A 13,921-nucleotide genomic window follows, 5' to 3' on the forward strand; every position below is an offset into this window, starting at 1 on the left:
CGACCGGGCCTTTCTTTAAGGAACGATGCCCTATGTATATCGGGATAGATCTTGGCACATCAGGCGTAAAGGCCATTCTGCTCAATGAGCAGGGCGATGTGGTCGCTTCGCAAACAGAGAAACTCACCGTTTCGCGCCCGCACCCGTTATGGTCAGAACAAGACCCAGAACAGTGGTGGCTGGCAACGGATCGCGCTGTGAAAGCCCTGGGTCGGCAGCATTCACTTCGCGAGGTGAAAGCGTTGGGAATTGCCGGACAGATGCACGGCGCGACGCTACTGGATGCACAACAGAAGGTATTACGCCCGGCTATCCTGTGGAACGATGGTCGCTGCGCCGAAGAGTGCGTCATGCTGGAGAGCCTGGTTCCGCAGTCTCGTGCCATCACCGGCAACCTGATGATGCCTGGCTTTACCGCGCCAAAGCTGCTGTGGGTACAGCGCCACGAACCGGAGATTTTTAGCCGGGTTGATAAAGTCCTGCTGCCGAAAGATTACCTGCGCCTGCGTATGACCGGCGATTTCGCCAGCGATATGTCTGATGCGGCTGGTACCCTGTGGCTGGATGTTGCGAAGCGTGACTGGAGTGATGTCATGCTGGAAGCCTGTAAGCTGACTCGTGCGCATATGCCTGCGCTCTATGAAGGCAGTGAGATTACCGGAACATTGTTGCCAGCAGTCGCCAGGGCCTGGGGAATGCAGGAGGTTGCGGTGGTCGCCGGAGGTGGGGATAACGCAGCGGGGGCGGTTGGCGTGGGCATGATGAATGCCGGTCAGGCGATGCTATCGCTGGGTACTTCCGGGGTCTATTTTGCGGTCAGCGACGGCTTTCTCAGCAAACCGGAAAGCGCGGTCCATAGCTTTTGCCATGCCTTGCCTGAACGATGGCACCTGATGTCCGTGATGCTAAGTGCGTCATCCTGCCTGGACTGGGCGGCAAAATTAACCGGACTGGCGAGCGTTCCTGCGTTGATTGCCGCAGCGCAACAGGCGGATGAACACGCTGAGCCGGTCTGGTTTTTACCCTATCTGTCCGGTGAACGTACGCCGCACAACAACCCGCAGGCGAAGGGCGTATTTTTCGGTCTGACGCATCAGCATGGTCCGGCGGAGCTGGCTCAGGCGGTGCTGGAAGGCGTTGGTTTTGCATTGGCTGAGGGTATGGACGTGGTACACGCCTGCGGCGTGCAGCCCTCCAGCATTACGCTGATTGGCGGCGGGGCGCGCAGCGAATACTGGCGTCAGATGCTGTCTGACATCAGCGGATTGCAGTTGGATTACCGTACCGGCGGCGATGTTGGTCCTGCTCTCGGTGCGGCGCGTCTGGCGCAAATTGCCATTAATCCGCAGCAGCCATTATCAGACCTTCTACCTCAGCTTACGCTGGAGCAGGCGCATTATCCTGATGCCGAGCGCCATGCCCTTTACCAACAGCGTCGGGAAACCTTCCGCCGAATCTATCAGCAATTACACCCGCTGATGTCCTGACCCTAAATCCCCTCTGGTAAACAGAGGGGATTTATCAAATATATATTTCAATCTAATTAATAATTAGCGCGCATGAATTTATTCTGAAAGTCCGGCGTAGTGACCTTTTCTGTGTTGTCTTTAGCGGGTTATTCATATTGTATCCATGATGGATAAGGAGGTCCCAATGAAGACGACAAGGCTGTTGCCATGGATATTATTCTTCTCTGGTGCATTGATTTACGTTATTGGCTTATGGCGGGCATGCCCTTTATTGAGTAGTAAAGGCTATTTTTTCGCCGTGCTGATGACGGGAATGTTTGTGACGTACGTTTATCAGCGTGCAGATAATCTCAATCAGAACGATGAACACTTCGCCTCTGTATGTCAGATGGTGGCGCTCATCACGGTAGGGGTGCTGTTGGTGGGCGTATTGAATGTCCCATTATCACCCCTCGAAAAGGGGCTGTTCCCGGTGGCATTCATCGTATGTTTACTGGGGCAAGTTTTACTCATGCGTTCAGCAGAATAGTTATCTAAAGGACCGGAACTCTAAATGGAAAACAGGACATCAACTTATTCACCGGCATTTAGTATTGTGTCATGGGTCGCGCTTCTCGGCGGCATTGTGGTTTATCTGCTGGGGTTGTGGAATGCCGATATGCAGTTGAACGAAAAGGGGTATTACTTTGCTGTTTTGGTGCTTGGTTTGTTTTCTGCTGCGTCGTATCAAAAGACGGTACGGGATAAATATGAGGGGATCCCGACTACGCCGATTTACTACATAACCTGTCTTGCCGCGTTTATTATTGCGGTTGCATTGTTGGTTATCGGTTTGTGGAATGCCACGCTGCTGCTAAACGAGAAAGGGTTTTACGGCCTGGCCTTCTTTTTGAGCCTGTTTGGTACCGTTGCGGTGCAGAAAAATATCCGTGATAGTGGCTTTGAGCATCCAAAAGAAACGCTGGCAGTCGCAGACGATTTTACGGAGTGATCGTATGCCCTCGATGGTTACCGATCGAGGGCTTTTATTGTTAGCTCACCAGTCTGCGCGTATCGATGCGCTGTAACAATGCAGACAACAGTAAACTTCCCGCCAGCGTGGCGCTAAAAATCCACAGCATATCCAGCGGCGGCCAGTTTTTGAGTTCTACACCGTTGGTGCGTAGCGCGTGAATGATCAGCGCATGAAAGCCATAAATACCCAGGGAGTGGCGGGAAATAAGGCCCAGTACCGGCAGAGTGCGCGTACTGAGCGTATTTTTGACCAGCGTCAGGAGGGAGGCAGCACAAATAAACACCGCCGGGCCGCAATAGAGATACCAGGTATCGGCAAAATTGCCTCGCCAACGCAGTTCATGCAACGTGCCTCGAGAAATAATAAACACTGCGGTGATAAACAACGCCGCACAGAGCCAGGTAAGCGCGCGCTTGTGCGTATCCATCATACCAATCGCTCGGCCTAGCATACCGTACACGATGTAGTAGAACGTGTCGCCACTGATGTACAGGTTGATGGGAAGCCACTCAAAACCGCCAATTTTTTGTGAGACGGTATTGGGATTGGCAATCACCCCAATCACCACCATAAGCGCCAGCAGCATCTTGCCGCTGATATTTTTTACCTGTATCAGCGGGGAAACCAGGTAGATTACGGCGATCGCGAAGAAAAACCACAGGTGATAGAACACCGGCTTTTGCAGCAGGTTTTTCAGCGACAGCTCAGCGTTGATCGAGGTAAACAGCAGGATGTAGGCCAGCGCCACGCTGCTGTAAAACAGGATGCAGAGCGCAATGCGCATGAAATGGCGCGGTTTGGCGCTGCGCTCGCCAAAAAACAGATAGCCCGAAATCATAAAGAACAACGGGACGCTGACGCGAGAAGCTGAATTGAGCACATTGGCCAGATCCCAATTCAATGGGCTGACGCTTTGCGCATTGGTGATGTACCAGGTCGTGGTGTGGATCATCACAACCATGAGACAGGCTATCCCGCGCAGGTTATCAATCCAGAATATTTTGGGCTGCATCAGTTCCTCTGTATCCATTAAAAAAAGTCTGACCGAAAATTTGCGAGCGTAGCTCACTGGAAAAATCCGAGTTCTTACGCTAAAGCTTGAGATGGTCTGATGAGATTCTCAAAATAGCATCCGTTTCCAGACACTTAATAATAAGACTGACCAGCAAACCAGGCGGTAATAAAATGATGATGAAGTATTTCTTTTCCGCGATCGTTACCCTTTTACTGGTTGCGTGCGCCGACACCCAGCCGCCTGCACCCGCGCAGAAGGCGCAAAAGATCAAAGTCAGTGCAACACGTTCGCTGGATATGGAGTCACTATGTAAAAATGAGGCGGCACAAATCTACAACACTGGAGTGCAGAAAATTGATATCTCCGGTCTGGAACAATTCCAGGGCAGCTATGAGATGCGTGGTTCTACCTTCCGTAAAGAGAGTTTTGTTTGCTCTTTTGATGCAGACGGGCAGTTTTTACACCTTTCCATGCGCTAAGTTCCCCCTTTTTCCCGTTTCGTACTGTATATCTTGCAGCCAGCGGGTATACTGACCGCTTCCTTTAAATCCACACGTATCCAGCACGAAATAATATGCAAAAGTTTGATACCAGGACCTTCCAGGGCTTGATCCTGACCTTACAGGATTACTGGGCTCGCCAGGGCTGCACCATCGTTCAACCATTGGACATGGAAGTCGGCGCGGGGACATCTCACCCAATGACCTGCCTGCGGGCGCTGGGGCCGGAACCGATGGCGACTGCTTATGTGCAGCCTTCTCGTCGTCCGACCGACGGCCGCTATGGCGAAAACCCGAACCGCTTACAGCACTACTATCAGTTCCAGGTAGTGATTAAGCCGTCTCCGGACAACATTCAGGAGCTGTACCTGGGTTCTCTGAAAGAGCTGGGTATGGACCCGACCATTCACGATATCCGTTTCGTGGAAGATAACTGGGAAAACCCGACGCTGGGTGCCTGGGGTCTGGGTTGGGAAGTGTGGCTGAACGGCATGGAAGTCACGCAGTTCACCTACTTCCAGCAGGTTGGTGGTCTGGAATGTAAACCAGTGACCGGGGAAATTACCTACGGTCTGGAACGTCTGGCCATGTACATTCAGGGCGTAGACAGCGTTTACGACCTGGTCTGGAGCGACGGCCCGCTGGGTAAAACCACTTACGGCGACGTGTTCCATCAGAACGAAGTGGAGCAATCCACCTACAACTTCGAATACGCCGACGTGGACTTCCTGTTCACCTGCTTCGAGCAGTACGAGAAAGAAGCGCAGCAGTTGCTGGCGCTGGAAAATCCGCTGCCGCTGCCTGCGTATGAACGTATTCTGAAAGCCGCCCATAGCTTCAACCTGCTGGATGCGCGTAAAGCCATCTCCGTCACCGAGCGTCAGCGCTATATCCTGCGTATTCGCACCCTGACCAAAGCAGTGGCAGAAGCTTACTACGCTTCCCGTGAAGCCCTTGGCTTCCCGATGTGCAACAAAGACAAATAAGAGGCGGCCATGTCTGAGAAAACTTTTCTGGTGGAAATCGGCACTGAAGAGCTGCCACCAAAAGCACTGCGCAGCTTGGCTGAGTCCTTTGCTGCGAACTTTACCGCGGAGCTGGATAATGCTGGCATCGCGCACGGCAACGTGGAGTGGTTCGCCGCGCCGCGTCGTCTGGCGTTGAAAGTCGCTGCCCTGGCTGAAGCACAACCCGACCGTGAAGTAGAAAAACGCGGCCCGGCTATCGCCCAGGCGTTTGACGCCGAAGGTAAACCGAGCAAAGCGGCTGAAGGTTGGGCGCGTGGCTGTGGCATCACGGTTGATCAGGCTGAGCGTCTGACCACCGACAAAGGCGAGTGGCTGCTGTATCGCGCGCATGTGAAAGGCGAAAGCGCTGAAGCGTTGCTGCCGAATATGATCGCCACCTCACTGGCTAAGCTGCCGATCCCGAAACTGATGCGCTGGGGCGCGTCTGACGTTCACTTCGTGCGTCCGGTTCACACCGTGACGCTGCTGCTGGGCGATAAAGTTATTCCGGCAACTATTCTGGGTATTCAGTCCGATCGCGTGATCCGCGGGCATCGCTTTATGGGCGAGCCGGAGTTCACCATCGATAATGCCGATCAGTACCCAGAAATTCTGCGTGAGCGCGGCAAAGTGATTGCGGATTACGCTGAGCGTAAAGCCAAAATCAAAGCTGATGCCGAAGACGCGGCGCGTAAAATTGGCGGCAACGCCGATCTGAGTGAAAGCCTGCTGGAAGAAGTCACCTCGCTGGTGGAATGGCCGGTCGTGCTGACCGCGAAGTTCGAAGAGAAATTCCTCGCTGTTCCGTCCGAAGCGCTGGTACACACCATGAAAGGTGACCAGAAGTACTTCCCGGTATACGCGAACGACGGCAAACTGCTGCCGAACTTTATCTTCGTTGCCAACATCGAATCCAAAGACCCGCAGCAAATCATCTCCGGTAACGAGAAGGTGGTTCGTCCGCGTCTGGCGGATGCCGAATTCTTCTTCAATACTGACCGTAAAAAACGTCTGGAAGACCATCTGCCGCGTCTGCAAACCGTGCTGTTCCAACAGCAACTGGGTACGCTGCGCGACAAAACTGACCGTATCCAGGCGCTGGCGGGCTGGATTGCTGGTCAAATTGGCGCTGACGTTAACCACGCAACGCGTGCTGGCCTGCTGTCCAAGTGTGACCTGATGACCAACATGGTCTTCGAGTTCACCGATACCCAGGGCGTGATGGGCATGCACTACGCGCGTCACGATGGTGAAGCGGAAGATGTCGCTGTGGCGCTGAACGAGCAGTATCAGCCGCGTTTTGCCGGTGATGACCTGCCGTCTAACCCGGTTGCCTGTGCCGTGGCGATTGCCGATAAGATGGACACACTGGCGGGTATCTTCGGTATCGGTCAGCATCCGAAAGGCGACAAAGACCCGTTTGCGCTGCGTCGTGCCGCGCTGGGCGTACTGCGTATCATCGTTGAGAAGAACCTGAATCTGGATCTACAAACGTTGACCGAAGAAGCGGTTCGTCTGTATGGCGACAAGCTGACTAACGCCAACGTGGTGGATGATGTGATCGACTTTATGCTCGGTCGATTCCGCGCCTGGTATCAGGATGAAGGTTACACCGTCGATACCATTCAGGCAGTACTGGCGCGTCGTCCGACTCGTCCGGCTGATTTCGACGCACGTATGAAGGCGGTTTCGCACTTCCGTACGCTGGAAGCCGCGTCCGCGCTGGCTGCAGCGAACAAGCGTGTATCGAACATCCTGGCGAAGTCTGAAGAGACGCTGAATGACCGTGTAAATTCGGCAACGCTGAAAGAGCCGGAAGAAATTGCGCTGGCGCTGCAGGTTGTGGTGCTGCGCGATAAGCTGGAGCCTGTCTTTGCAGCTGGTCGTTACCAGGAAGCGCTGGTTGAGTTGGCGGAACTGCGTGAACCGGTTGATGCGTTCTTCGAGAAAGTGATGGTCAACGTGGAAGATAAAGATCTGCGTATTAACCGTCTGTCTATGCTCGCAAAACTGCGCGAACTGTTCCTGCGCGTAGCGGATATTTCTCTGCTGCAGTAACGCTCCTGAGCTGACTTTGAAAAGCCGGATAAGCATTGTGCCATCCGGCTTTTTTGTATGTTGTTAGCGCAGCTGTAATTTTGTCAGACAGGTCTGGCTGTCTTCCATCGTCTTGATGGGATACTCTGCCGTTTTACCGTTGTAACTTACCGCGATTGTGCCTGCCATATTGCGCGGTAGCCATACCCCGACGAAGCCATTTCGACCACTCTTCATCACTTTTTGTACCATCACCTCACCCTTGTTATCCGTCACTTTGACATTGAATGCCTTCTCCGGCATTTCGCCCTGGCAGCCAGAAAGGCTGTGGTTGAAGCAAGGATGTGTTTGCCATTCATAGGGGGCAAATGACAGATAGAACTTGTCACCGAGCGGTAGGGTATAAATCTGATCGCCCGAAGAGAGCTTCAGTTCGGTACTGGTGATAGATGCTGAGTACGGCAGCGGGCGGTTCTGTGGCGACTGGTCAATGGTCTCGACGATTTGCTCGACGGATTTACCGCTGAGCCCGTGTTCCGCCAGAAAAGCAGCTTCCGGAGTTGCTGCGAACGCGCTACCGGTTGTGAGCAAACCTAAAACCAGCAGCAGTGAGGATTTCGACATAACTTCAATTCCTTGTGAATATTGTGGAATACAGACTGGCTCACTATAAAGCTTGCCCTTAGGGAAAGGTCAAAGGGAGGACGGGTAAAGTAATGCAAAGAAGCGTTTGGGCGGGGAGTCTTGCGAAGTACAGATAAAAAAAATCCCCGCCGTTTGGCAGGGATTCAGAATTTTGAGCTTTTTAAGCTTACAGGCTGGTTACGTTGCCAGCTGCCGGGCCTTTAGCGCCGCTTTCGATGGTGAAGGAAACTTTCTGACCTTCGTCCAGAGATTTGTAGCCATCGTTCTGGATAGCAGAGAAGTGTACGAACACGTCTTTAGAGCCATCGTCAGGAGTGATGAAGCCGAAACCTTTGTCAGCGTTGAACCATTTTACGATACCAGTCATTTTACCGGACATAGTGTATTACCTTTTAAAAAATAAGTGTGCCTTTCGGCGATATGGCGTGCTTTACAGATTTTTTAACAGTAAAGGAAATGCTCACTACGAAGGGTATCAACGATAACTCTTGAAGGGACTTGCCTTACTAACTGCTGTAATGGTCTGTACGTCAAACCGTTGAGGGCATTAACTCATTTTACGCATGTGGATGCAACTACTATTTTCTTTTTTGTGGATAACCCCCTTAAGGGAACGGCCCTTTTACAGGACCGTTCATAAGTAAAATTGAAAAATAGTTCAATCCATCAGTTGCTTACTTAATCTTGGGTCTGCCTGAATCAGGCGCATTAACTTCAATTCGGTATTGGAAGGCTTTACGCGTTTAGACTCCCATTCATGAACCGTCGCGACCGTCACGCCCATCACTCGGGCAAAATCATCTGTTTTTAAACCTGTCCCTCGTCGTAGCTGTTCAAATTCGGTGAAAGGGTTGGTTTTTTGCGTCAGAGTAACCGTCTGCGATACATCTTTAAAAACAATCTGCTCCAGACTGCTCAGCAGTTCAAACATAGGATCTTTGTATTCCATTGAGAACTCCTACAAATCACACAGCGGGATCGTGAATTTCATCGAAGCTCATTAAGAGTAGTCGGAAAAAATGAAGCCGGATTTTAGGTTTGCGTGATGGATTCGTTTCAGCGGATCGGGGTCGACAATCTTTTGCAGGCTAACGAACTGATAAAGGTCGGGATCTGCGAACGATCGATCCCAATTGTAAAGATGACTAAAATATGACGTCGTGTGGTAAATGGCGCATTGTTTAGCAAAACGATGGGTGGCGGGAGCGGTTATTTTCCCCCACAAGATTACGCGGAAAGGGTATCTTGCGGGGCTGACCTGGACTATCCTTGTCAACGTCAGGCACGCGGGTGTCGTTGTGCGCATTTTTGGGTGAAAGGAGTATTAAAATGGCGACAGGTAAGTCCTGCTCTCGCTGGTTTGCGCCTGTTTTGGCGCTCTTAATGGTAGTTGGCCTGAGTGGGTGTTTTGATAAAGAAGGCGATCAACGCAAAGCGTTTATCGATTTTCTGCAGAATACTGCAATGCGTAGCGGAGAGCGTTTACCAACGCTGACCGCCGATCAGAAAAAACAGTTTGGCCCGTTTGTGTCCGATTACGCGATTCTGTATGGCTATTCGCAGCAGGTTAATCAGGCAATGGACTCCGGTCTGCGCCCGGTGGTTGATAGCGTAAATGCGATTCGTGTTCCTCAGGATTATGTGACTCAGCGTGAACCGCTGCGTCAGGCAAATGGTGCGTTGGGCGTATTAGGGCAACAGTTGCAGAATGCGAAACTGCAGGCAGATGCTGCGCATGGCGCGCTGAAGCAGGGCGAGGATCTGAAGCCGGTCTTTGACCAGGTCTACAATAAAGTCGTCACTGTACCTTCAGAGGCGCTACAGCCGCTGATCCCTGCCGCGCAAATCTTCACGCAGCAGTTAGTACAGGTCGGTGATTTTGTGGCACAGCAGGATACGCAGGTGAGCTTTGTCGCTAACGGTATCCAGTTCCCAACTTCACAGCAGGCAAGTCAGTACAACACGCTGATTGGCCCGTTGGCCTCTCAGCATCAGGCATTTAATCAGGCCTGGACTGCGGCGGTGAATGCCGCTCAGTAATGAAGGCGATGTAATACATAAAAGGCCGGGTAAGCGTAAGCGCTACCCGGCCTTTTGTTTATGGCGCGACCTGCGGGTTCACGCAATTCTTCTCAACGCGTCCTTGCAGCGCATCGATTAAGTTATCCACCGCACAGGCCGCCATGTTATAGCGCGTTTCATGCGTCGCTGAACCTATGTGCGGCACGGCTACCACGTTTGGCAGCGCCAATAACGGTGAGTCTGCTGGTAATGGCTCCTGCTCAAACACATCCAGGCCTGCGGCATGAATTTTCCCGCTTTGCAGGGCGGCAATCAGCGCTTTTTCATCGACCACTGGCCCACGCCCGGCGTTAATGAAAATGGCGGAGGACTTCATTTTGGCAAACTGTTCGGTACTAAACAGATGATGCGTTTCTGCGGTTAACGGCAGGATCAGGCAGACAAAATCGGACTCCTGCAACAGTGTATCGAGGTCGCAGTAACGCGCGTTGAAGCGTTCTTCCGCCTCCTGGTGATGACGGCGCGCGTTATAAAGAATCGGCATGCTAAAACCAAAATGCGCGCGTTGCGCCAGCGCCAGACCAATACGGCCCATGCCGACAATCCCCAGCGTTTTGTGGTGTACATCCGTACCAAACCAGTCCGGCCCGATACTTTTGGTCCATTCGCCAATTTTCACCCGTTCAGCAACTTCTACCACGCGGCGAGCGGTGCTTAACACCAGCGCCATTACCGTATCGGCGACAGTTTCCGTCAGCACGGTTGGCGTGTGCATCAACAGCACCTTGCGCGCGTTGAGGGCATCGACGTCGAAGTTGTCATAGCCTACGGAAATCGTGGATGTCGCACGTAGCCTGGGCATTCTCTCCAGTAGGGCGGTATTGACGGCTTCACTGGAACCCAGCATACCTTCCGCGTTGGCAAAAGCCTCGGCGTGCTGTGCGACCGTTTCCGGGCGCAGGTTAGGCACATGAGTCACAGTAAAATGCTCTTCCAGGCGATGCAGTAAATCGTCAGGTAACGCTTTATAGAGAATAATGGACGGCTTCATGCGAATCTCCGTAAGTTAAAATTTAAGCGTGGCGTGCGCCAATAGGTAATTGCTGATTATTAGCAGGCTTAACAATTAAAGTTAGCCATACTGAGACAAAAAGCGCTACCCCCATAAAAATGTACGAGGCGGATGGGCTGCCGGTTGCGCCATTGAGGTAGCCGACAAACCATGAACCAAAGAATGAGCCTAGCGCGCCCATGCTGTTAATCAGCGCCATTGCACCCCCGGCGACGTTGCGCGGCAGCATTTCCGGGATGATGGCGAAGAAGGGGCCATATGGGGCGTACATTGCCGCACCCGCAATAACTAACAGCGTGTAAGAAATCCAGAAGTGGTCTGCACCCACGGCCCAGGAGCCGATAAAAGCGAAAGCGGCTATCAATAACAGCGGCCAGACAAACAGTTTACGGTTTTGCAGCTTATCGGAGGCCCAGGAGACGAGGATCATCGCCGCCGTCGCCGCCAGATAAGGTACGGATGACAGCCAGCCAACCTCTACCATGCCCAGATTTGCGCCGCCGTTGCGGATAATCGACGGTAGCCACAGGACAAAACCATAGACGCCAATACTCCAGGCGAAATACTGCATGCACAGCAGGATGACGTTACGTGAGCGGAAGGCCTCGCTATAGTTACGCACGGCTTTGATGCCTTGCTGCTCTTTTTCCAGTTGCGCCTGAAGGGCGGCTTTTTCAGATTCTGACAGCCAGCCGACCTGAGACGGTTTGTCTTTTACCAATACCCACCAGCAGAACGCCCAGATGATGGCCGGGAAGCCCTCGATGATAAACATTTCCCGCCAGCCCAGCGCCTGGATCAGATAACCGGAAACCACAGACATCCACAGGACGGTAACCGGGTTACCGAGGATCAGGAAAGTGTTAGCGCGCGAGCGCTCGGATTTCGTAAACCAGTTGCTGATATAAATCAGCATTGCGGGCATCACCGCGGCTTCAACGACGCCAAGAATAAAGCGGATGGCGGCAAGCATTGGAATATTGCTGACCATACCGGTTAACGACGCGCATGCGCCCCAGAGGATCAGACAGACAAAAATCAGTTTTCGTACGCTGCGCCGTTCTGCGTAAATCGCGCCTGGGATCTGAAAGAAGAAATAGCCGAGGAAAAACAGAGCGCCCAGCAGGGAAGAGATCCCTTTGGTAATGCCGAGGTCCTCGTTGATACCGGCGGCGGAGGCGAAGCTGAAGTTCGCACGGTCAAGGTACGCCAGGCTATACGTGATAAACACGATTGGCATAATGTACCACCAGCGTTTTGCTGCATTAGTTGAGCTATTCATAGACTGCCCTCTGGTTATGCTGATACGCCGCCTCTGTATGTAGGGTACAGAGACAGAGTTGGCCGGGAGTTTATTCCCCTAATTGTTCACGTGTGGGTAATCCTTCGCTGTCGCCCTGAACCTGAATGGCCAGTGCGCCGATTTTATTGCCGCGGGTCACCGCCTGATGCAGCGAACGGCCTTCCAGCAGGGCGCTGATAACGCCCACGGCAAAGCCATCGCCTGCGCCGACCGTATCGACCACGTTGTCGACTTTTACCGGTGCAACGCAACCTTGTTCACCGCTGGCTGTTTTGTACCAGGCACCATCAGCCCCGGTTTTGATGATCACGGCCTTCACTCCGTGACGCAGATAAAAGTCGGCGATGGCTTCAGGCGTCTGTTGGCCGGTTAAAATCATCCCCTCTTTTAATCCAGGTAAAACCCAGTCAGCCTGGAATGCCAGCCGGTTCAGTTTTTCCACCATTTCGGCTTCGCTTTTCCACAGTACCGGACGCAAATTTGGGTCGAACGAGATGGTCTTCCCCTGGGCTTTCAGCGTGCGGGCGGTGTGCGCCAGTAGTTCATAGGAACTGGCAGAAAGCGCCGCCGCCACGCCGCTCAGGTGCAAGTGGCGCGCGCTGGCGAAATAGTCCTCGTGATAATCCTCAACGCTGAGGTGGCTGGCGGCGGACCCTTTGCGGAAATACTCCACAATGGGATCGGTTCCATTTTCGACCTTAGATTTAAGCTGAAAGCCGGTAGCGTAACGCCCGTCCTGGGTAACTCCCTGCGCATCTATCCCTTCTTTTTCCAGCGACTTAACGATAAAACGACCAAAACTGTCGTTGCCTACGCGGCTCACCCAGCCGACCTTCAGGCCCAGACGAGCAAGACCGGTCGCCACGTTGAGTTCAGCGCCTGCAACGCGCTTGATAAACTGCTCTACATCCGTCAGTTCGCCGGTTTGCGTGGCGACAAACATCGCCATCGCTTCACCAATAGTGACCGCATCCAGTGAATTTTTCATGTGTTACTCCTCGCGTAACAGCTCGACGTAGTGGCGGGTAACCGCCGTCAAATCCTGCCCTTCCAGGGGGAACTCAATACCGCGCGGAACATCGTTGGGCAGCGTTTTTAACAGCGCCAGCCAGCGTGAATCTGCTTCATCAGGCGGTACGGCACGGTAGCTATCGCGATGCGTAACTGCGGCTTTGACATGGATATATCCGACGGTTGGCGCCAGGTTCTGCGCGGCCTGTTCCGGGGAGTCGCCAACCCACAGCCAGTTGCCCATATCGAAAGTCAGAGATATCGGCAGGTTTTGCGTCTGACAGGCTTCATTAAAGCGTTGCATCGGCTGCAGGCGTCCGCAGGCGGTCTGATCGTTTTCCACAACCAGCTCCATGCCGCTGTTGTCCAGCCATTCACGTAAATCGTCGAACTGTTCGGTATGGGAAAAATGACCGAGAGAGACTTTTAACCACAGTGCCTGTAGGGCCTGCGCTTCTTCGAGAAGCTGCGGAAGTCGGGGATTCAGGTTCCCATCGTCAAGGAATAACGGTTCAGGCGCTGAATAACAGGCCAGCAGGCCGAAGAGTTCGATTGCAGAGGCCATTGTGGACAGCGTTTTCAGCTCGGCGTCGGTTAATAACTCGCGGCGGATTTCGACGCCGTCAGCACCGGCTTCGGCAATGATGGGCAACATTGCCGTTTGCCCGCCTGCGGCCTGCACCTGGTCGTAGCCGTAGGCGGCGGTAACCACCATAATTTTTCTTTTCATGGAAACTCCAGACTAGCATTCTTGTTATAACGCTAGATGGAACCGGTTCCAAAGAAAAGCTCATGATGTCGAATTTATGATCACCATCACGAAGG

The 13,921-nt window shown here is 53.0% G+C and carries 15 protein-coding genes; 7 read left to right on the forward strand and 8 right to left on the reverse strand.

Features of this window, described 5'->3' with window-relative positions:
* Positions 1–32 precede the first annotated feature (32 nt).
* The 3 genes from xylB to yiaA all read left to right on the forward strand — a co-directional run bounded on the left by xylB (position 33) and on the right by yiaA (position 2,460).
* The gene (xylB, locus tag GPJ68_RS00770; protein WP_180837071.1) at positions 33–1,487 is read left to right on the forward strand and encodes a xylulokinase; all 1,455 of its coding nucleotides are present in this window, start codon (positions 33–35) and stop codon (positions 1,485–1,487) included.
* Between the two features lie 166 nt (positions 1,488–1,653).
* Entirely contained in the window at positions 1,654–1,998 is a 345-nt protein-coding gene (yiaB, locus tag GPJ68_RS00775) for an inner membrane protein YiaB (RefSeq protein WP_103928741.1), read from the forward strand.
* Positions 1,999–2,022: 24 nt separating this feature from the next.
* Positions 2,023–2,460 carry an inner membrane protein YiaA gene (gene yiaA, locus GPJ68_RS00780; RefSeq protein WP_016154922.1) on the forward strand — a complete coding sequence of 146 codons (438 nt, stop codon included), beginning with the start codon at positions 2,023–2,025 and terminating at the stop codon, positions 2,458–2,460.
* A 40-nt stretch (positions 2,461–2,500) separates the two neighbouring features.
* Here yiaA and GPJ68_RS00785 read toward each other — a convergent pair whose 3' ends face one another.
* Positions 2,501–3,496: an acyltransferase gene (locus tag GPJ68_RS00785; protein ID WP_104651756.1), complete on the reverse strand. Its 996-nt coding sequence runs from the start codon at positions 3,494–3,496 to the stop codon at positions 2,501–2,503.
* Between the two features lie 173 nt (positions 3,497–3,669).
* On the opposite strand from GPJ68_RS00785, the gene GPJ68_RS00790 reads away from it, so the two are divergent.
* The 3 genes from GPJ68_RS00790 to glyS all read left to right on the forward strand — a co-directional run bounded on the left by GPJ68_RS00790 (position 3,670) and on the right by glyS (position 7,064).
* On the forward strand, positions 3,670–3,978 hold the full coding sequence (locus tag GPJ68_RS00790; protein WP_016154920.1) for a YsaB family lipoprotein: 309 nt from the start codon (positions 3,670–3,672) through the stop codon (positions 3,976–3,978).
* A gap of 95 nt (positions 3,979–4,073) precedes the next feature.
* Positions 4,074–4,985 (forward strand): glycine--tRNA ligase subunit alpha, encoded by a 912-nt coding sequence (gene glyQ, locus GPJ68_RS00795; protein ID WP_001168551.1) that lies wholly within the window; start codon positions 4,074–4,076, stop codon positions 4,983–4,985.
* 9 nt (positions 4,986–4,994) lie between these two features.
* Positions 4,995–7,064, forward strand: coding sequence for a glycine--tRNA ligase subunit beta (gene glyS / locus GPJ68_RS00800; protein WP_016157728.1), 2,070 nt, complete (start codon positions 4,995–4,997; stop codon positions 7,062–7,064).
* 63 nt (positions 7,065–7,127) lie between these two features.
* Here the strand turns inward: glyS and cueP are convergent, their stop codons facing one another.
* From cueP to GPJ68_RS00815, 3 genes are all read right to left on the reverse strand, one after another.
* Positions 7,128–7,667 (reverse strand): copper-binding periplasmic metallochaperone CueP, encoded by a 540-nt coding sequence (gene cueP / locus GPJ68_RS00805; protein ID WP_104651747.1) that lies wholly within the window; start codon positions 7,665–7,667, stop codon positions 7,128–7,130.
* Positions 7,668–7,854: 187 nt separating this feature from the next.
* Positions 7,855–8,067, reverse strand: coding sequence for an RNA chaperone/antiterminator CspA (gene cspA, locus GPJ68_RS00810; RefSeq protein WP_000014594.1), 213 nt, complete (start codon positions 8,065–8,067; stop codon positions 7,855–7,857).
* 279 nt (positions 8,068–8,346) lie between these two features.
* Positions 8,347–8,637, reverse strand: a complete 291-nt coding sequence (locus GPJ68_RS00815) for an HTH-type transcriptional regulator (protein WP_016157726.1) — start codon at positions 8,635–8,637, stop codon at positions 8,347–8,349.
* Positions 8,638–9,017: 380 nt separating this feature from the next.
* On the opposite strand from GPJ68_RS00815, the gene GPJ68_RS00820 reads away from it, so the two are divergent.
* A complete protein-coding gene (locus GPJ68_RS00820) occupies positions 9,018–9,728 on the forward strand; it encodes a DUF3053 domain-containing protein (RefSeq protein ID WP_016154915.1) in 711 nt (236 codons plus the stop codon).
* A gap of 58 nt (positions 9,729–9,786) precedes the next feature.
* Here GPJ68_RS00820 and ghrB read toward each other — a convergent pair whose 3' ends face one another.
* The 4 genes from ghrB to GPJ68_RS00840 all read right to left on the reverse strand — a co-directional run bounded on the left by ghrB (position 9,787) and on the right by GPJ68_RS00840 (position 13,826).
* Positions 9,787–10,761 carry a glyoxylate/hydroxypyruvate reductase GhrB gene (gene ghrB, locus GPJ68_RS00825; protein ID WP_180837073.1) on the reverse strand — a complete coding sequence of 325 codons (975 nt, stop codon included), beginning with the start codon at positions 10,759–10,761 and terminating at the stop codon, positions 9,787–9,789.
* Positions 10,762–10,783: 22 nt separating this feature from the next.
* A complete protein-coding gene (locus GPJ68_RS00830; protein ID WP_003827389.1) occupies positions 10,784–12,064 on the reverse strand; it encodes an MFS transporter in 1,281 nt (426 codons plus the stop codon).
* 70 nt (positions 12,065–12,134) lie between these two features.
* Complete coding sequence (locus GPJ68_RS00835) at positions 12,135–13,073, reverse strand: sugar kinase (protein ID WP_046275780.1); 939 nt, start codon at positions 13,071–13,073, stop codon at positions 12,135–12,137.
* 3 nt (positions 13,074–13,076) lie between these two features.
* On the reverse strand, positions 13,077–13,826 hold the full coding sequence (locus GPJ68_RS00840) for a sugar phosphate isomerase/epimerase (protein ID WP_049271797.1): 750 nt from the start codon (positions 13,824–13,826) through the stop codon (positions 13,077–13,079).
* Positions 13,827–13,921 lie beyond the last annotated feature (95 nt).

Source organism: Citrobacter sp. 172116965 (genome assembly GCF_013458095.1).
In the GTDB taxonomy this organism is placed as follows: domain Bacteria; phylum Pseudomonadota; class Gammaproteobacteria; order Enterobacterales; family Enterobacteriaceae; genus Citrobacter; species Citrobacter braakii.

Excerpts from the sequence above, each read along its gene's own strand:
- GPJ68_RS00815 (WP_016157726.1), bottom strand. The coding sequence starts at position 8,637 with ATGGAATACAAAGATCCTATGTTTGAACTGCTGAGCAGTCTGGAGCAG.
- GPJ68_RS00820 (WP_016154915.1), top strand. The coding sequence starts at position 9,018 with ATGGCGACAGGTAAGTCCTGCTCTCGCTGGTTTGCGCCTGTTTTGGCG.
- cspA (WP_000014594.1), bottom strand. The coding sequence starts at position 8,067 with ATGTCCGGTAAAATGACTGGTATCGTAAAATGGTTCAACGCTGACAAA.
- GPJ68_RS00790 (WP_016154920.1), top strand. The coding sequence starts at position 3,670 with ATGATGATGAAGTATTTCTTTTCCGCGATCGTTACCCTTTTACTGGTT.
- yiaA (WP_016154922.1), top strand. The coding sequence starts at position 2,023 with ATGGAAAACAGGACATCAACTTATTCACCGGCATTTAGTATTGTGTCA.
- GPJ68_RS00840 (WP_049271797.1), bottom strand. The coding sequence starts at position 13,826 with ATGAAAAGAAAAATTATGGTGGTTACCGCCGCCTACGGCTACGACCAG.
- yiaB (WP_103928741.1), top strand. The coding sequence starts at position 1,654 with ATGAAGACGACAAGGCTGTTGCCATGGATATTATTCTTCTCTGGTGCA.
- ghrB (WP_180837073.1), bottom strand. The coding sequence starts at position 10,761 with ATGAAGCCGTCCATTATTCTCTATAAAGCGTTACCTGACGATTTACTG.
- cueP (WP_104651747.1), bottom strand. The coding sequence starts at position 7,667 with ATGTCGAAATCCTCACTGCTGCTGGTTTTAGGTTTGCTCACAACCGGT.
- GPJ68_RS00830 (WP_003827389.1), bottom strand. The coding sequence starts at position 12,064 with ATGAATAGCTCAACTAATGCAGCAAAACGCTGGTGGTACATTATGCCA.
- xylB (WP_180837071.1), top strand. The coding sequence starts at position 33 with ATGTATATCGGGATAGATCTTGGCACATCAGGCGTAAAGGCCATTCTG.
- GPJ68_RS00785 (WP_104651756.1), bottom strand. The coding sequence starts at position 3,496 with ATGCAGCCCAAAATATTCTGGATTGATAACCTGCGCGGGATAGCCTGT.
- glyS (WP_016157728.1), top strand. The coding sequence starts at position 4,995 with ATGTCTGAGAAAACTTTTCTGGTGGAAATCGGCACTGAAGAGCTGCCA.
- glyQ (WP_001168551.1), top strand. The coding sequence starts at position 4,074 with ATGCAAAAGTTTGATACCAGGACCTTCCAGGGCTTGATCCTGACCTTA.
- GPJ68_RS00835 (WP_046275780.1), bottom strand. The coding sequence starts at position 13,073 with ATGAAAAATTCACTGGATGCGGTCACTATTGGTGAAGCGATGGCGATG.